4 protein-coding genes and 1 pseudogene are annotated in these 3,733 nt (G+C 42.6%); all 5 read left to right on the top strand.

The window, feature by feature from the left end:
- Window positions 1–186, top strand: a pseudogene (locus tag Q1K24_RS05775) (hypothetical protein); the annotation flags it as partial.
- Complete coding sequence (locus Q1K24_RS05770) at window positions 168–590, top strand: hypothetical protein (protein WP_300367346.1); 423 nt, start codon at window positions 168–170, stop codon at window positions 588–590. The pseudogene Q1K24_RS05775 and the gene Q1K24_RS05770, both read left to right, overlap by 19 nt.
- Before the next feature lie 192 nt (window positions 591–782).
- Window positions 783–2,165 carry a pilus (MSHA type) biogenesis protein MshL gene (mshL, locus tag Q1K24_RS05765; protein WP_300367344.1) on the top strand — a complete coding sequence of 461 codons (1,383 nt, stop codon included), beginning with the start codon at window positions 783–785 and terminating at the stop codon, window positions 2,163–2,165.
- Window positions 2,162–2,971 (top strand): ATP-binding protein, encoded by an 810-nt coding sequence (locus Q1K24_RS05760; protein WP_300367342.1) that lies wholly within the window; start codon window positions 2,162–2,164, stop codon window positions 2,969–2,971. The genes mshL and Q1K24_RS05760 overlap by 4 nt, the downstream gene beginning before the upstream one ends.
- On the top strand, window positions 2,964–3,733 hold a 770-nt coding region (locus Q1K24_RS05755), incomplete at its 3' end, for a hypothetical protein (protein ID WP_300367340.1). The genes Q1K24_RS05760 and Q1K24_RS05755, both read left to right, overlap by 8 nt.

The following is a 3,733-nucleotide window of genomic DNA, read 5'->3' as shown; positions in this document are numbered from 1 at the left end:
CAGGATAGTTTCGGACATGTACTTGAAATTGGTGTTGACTGCAAAGGCGGTTATACAAATATGATCAAATTCATGAACCAGATTGAAGAAAGTGAGTTGGTTGTCGATATATATAATATCCAACTGGAAAGTAATCAGACGATAAATGCAAACTTTAAGGTATCAGTATGGGGAATCAACTATTGATGAAAGGTGCAGGGATCGTGCTCATCGGAGCAACGTTACTGCATGCTGAGATCACAATCAACGATATCGACAAGCTTGTCAACGATATCAAGCAGGAACGTATCGGTCTTACAGATAAAGAGATTGCGAAAGCGAAAGACCCTTTTATCTACGTGAATGGCAAATATGCCAGGGTGTTAAAAGCGAAACGTTCGAAAAAGAGACATTATCGGTTTGAATTGACCGCCATTATCAATGACCGGGTCAAAATCAATCGGAAATGGTACGGTTTGAACTCGAAGGTAAGAGGGTTTACTGTCAGTGAGGTTGGAAAGGACTATGTGCTCCTGGCTCGTAAAAATGAGCACGTACGTGTCTTTTTGAAACGTAAAAAAAGCAAAAAAATCAAACTCTTAGTGAAGTAAGGATTGGGAATGAAATGTATAAAGACAATTAAATTATCGCTTCTCGCTGCGATTGTTACTGCGTCGATCGGCTTGACATCGAACCTGCAGGCGTCATGTGAAGATAATTTATTCAACATCAAAGCGAACAAGGGCACGAGGATTTCAGAGCTCATCGATCAACTTGCAGAACAGTGCGATCTCACGTTGATTGTGAAAGACAAAGAGGCTGCGAAGAGATTGCGGACCCCTCTCAACCGCTTTTCGCTTAAAGATGTCACACTTCCGGAAGTATTGAATATAGCACTGAATGAACACAATCTCAACTACTCCCTGGATGGAAATATTCTGAAAATCTCCTATCTCCTCACAAAGACATATCATGTGGACTACATCAGTACCGATCGTGAGAGTACAAGCAAAACACGCGTGACATTGGCGAGCGGTGTCAATAATCAACAGCAGACATCTGCTGCCGGTGGAGGCATGGTCTCGACCAGCAATATGAGTACCGGAGAATCGGAAAGCGGCATTGAAATCAACTCGAACGACCAGTTCATCTTCTGGGCCACACTCTCCGATCAGATCGAAAACATTCTGAACCGTCCGGAAGATACCTATGAGGCCGGTGCGCCGGTTATCGACAAAGAGTCAGGACTGGTGACCATTACAGGAACCAAAAAACAACTGGACAGAGTGGAAGAGTATCTGGACAATCTCATCAATCGTCTCCACAAGCAGGTCCTGATCGATGTCAAAATGTATGCTGTCGTTTTGAAAGAGGGAAAAGAGACGGGTATCGACTGGCGTGAAATTTACAAATTGCAGAACTTTACAGTGTCAGCCGAGAGACTTCGATCGAAAAATATTAACGACCAGGGCATCACGCCAAGTGATGGTCTTGGCGGAAGCATTCCATTCATCAGCGACCCGGTTATGGGTCAAATTGCCACATTTACCGATATTGTCATGAATGCGCAGATCGGTACCATTATCAAGTTCCTCGAATCGCAGGGGGATGTTCACTCCGTTTCCAATCCGAAAGTTTTGACATTGAACAACCAATCTGCAATGATTACAGTCGGGAAGCAGTATTTCTATAAAATACAAAACAGTACGACACTGAGCAATACCGGCGGCAGCACCGTCGCACAGAATGAGATTATCGATTCCGTATTTGCCGGTATCCTCCTCGATATCACACCGGAAATTTCAGCGGACGGAACAATCACACTCAAAATCAATCCGTCGGTCAGCGATACGATCAATCCGGTTACCAATGACAATACAAAACGCACGATGCCACCGGATCTCGAGCGCCGACAAATGGCTTCTGTCGTTACAGTCAAAGACGGGGCTCACGTCATACTGGGTGGTTTGATTACCGACAAAGTCCAGAATGAAACCAACAAACTACCGCTTTTGGGAGATATTCCTATACTCGGTTATGCATTCAAATATGAAGAGATGTCCAATGAAAAGGTCGAATTGGTCATCATCGTCACACCGCATCTGGTCAAAGCAAAAAACTCTATGACATTGAAAGATATTGGATTCAACAGACTCTCTGACAGCAATTTGACGAAGATGAAATGAGCAAATTCAAAGAGCTGCAAAAAATCTTTATCGACAGGATTGAGATAAGCCAGTATATCGGGCTTGATACATCAATCCTGTTTTACAACAAACTTCAAGAGAGCATTTCCAAACCTCTTAAAATGATACTGCTCTATGGAAAACCGGGAACGGGAAAGAGCATCCTTATCAACAAAATCTACCACGATTTGAAAACGAAAGAGGATATTTTCATCATTTCGACACCTATCCAAAATGAAGATGAATTTATCCGAACGCTCTACACGTTTCTGGTCGGAGACCGGGAGGAGGTACCGGAAAACCTCTCATACAACCAGTTCATTGACATCTGCCACTCTCTTAAAGATGAAAAACATATTACCGTTCTTCTTGATGAAGCACAGCTCTACCCCTCTGCGATGATGGAACAGATTCGATTGATATCCGATACGCGGGTCATCAAGTTTGTCGTTTCGCTTCATAAAACGGAGAAAGAGGATTTGATCGCGAAAGAACACTTTCAATCAAGAATCTGGGAAACCATTGAACTGAAAAACGGAACGGTTCATGACACATTGATGTATGTACAGAAAAAACTGATTCAGCAAAACTATTTTGAAATTGCGAGCATGTTCGACAAAGCCAATATCAAACTGATTCACAAATTTACAAAAGGCAACTACAGAGAGATCAACAAGTTGATGTATACCCTTTTTGAGATATATGACTACTACGAAAACAATCGTCCTTCGAAAATCGCTCATCGGACAGTAAAAAACAAATTCATTGAGATGTCCGCACTGAAGCTTGGATATATTCATGCTTGAGATAGAACAGCTTGAACGCGAATGGAGACGTTATAAAATCAAACGTCTACAACCCCTGATGATTCTTGTCGGACTGATGGGAGCGGGAATGATCGCCCTGGTTTTCTGGCCAAATCTTCAGACATCGTTCAATGCCTTTCAACCAAATAGATCCAATGTCGCAAAAGAAGAAAAAACAGCCCATCAGAAGCCGAACACGACACCAAAACGTGTCGTATCGTCGTTGCCAACAAAAGCCACGGTAGAACCAAAACAACCAATAGTCCAAAAACCGATAAAACCGGAAGCGAAACCCGATCAGACTCCATCACAACCTATTGAAAAATCGGTTGTACTCAATCCGGACACCGAATTTTTGAATAGTTTTGGTCGACCTGGAAGTGTGAACAATAAAACGGAAAATTCCAGAAAAGATATTGTCAGGCATGAGACGATTCCCGTTGTAAAAGAGAGACCACAAGAGGCCAGACAAAAAAATGTGCTCGGGGATGAACGTCTGGGCAAAGCGAAATCTTTTTCCGAAAAAAAGAACAATGCAATTCAGGAAAAAACCGATCAGAAAGAGACAGAAGAGAGCTCTGAGCCAACCAAATCTTCGAGTCTCGTTATTCAAACCAAACAGACCAACAATACATTGGATTACCTTATTGAGCGTTTCAACCAGAGCAGAGACCCAAAGTTGGCCACCTATATTGCACAAAGCTTCTATAAAAAGGGCAATTACCAGGAGACAGTCAAATGGAGCGTCATTGCAAACTCCAT

The sequence above is a fragment of the Hydrogenimonas sp. genome, from assembly GCF_029932565.1.
Classification (GTDB): Bacteria; Campylobacterota; Campylobacteria; order Campylobacterales; family Hydrogenimonadaceae; genus Hydrogenimonas.
The sequence above is the reverse complement of the archived record's forward strand: the minus strand, read 5'-3'. Positions and strand labels throughout refer to the sequence as shown.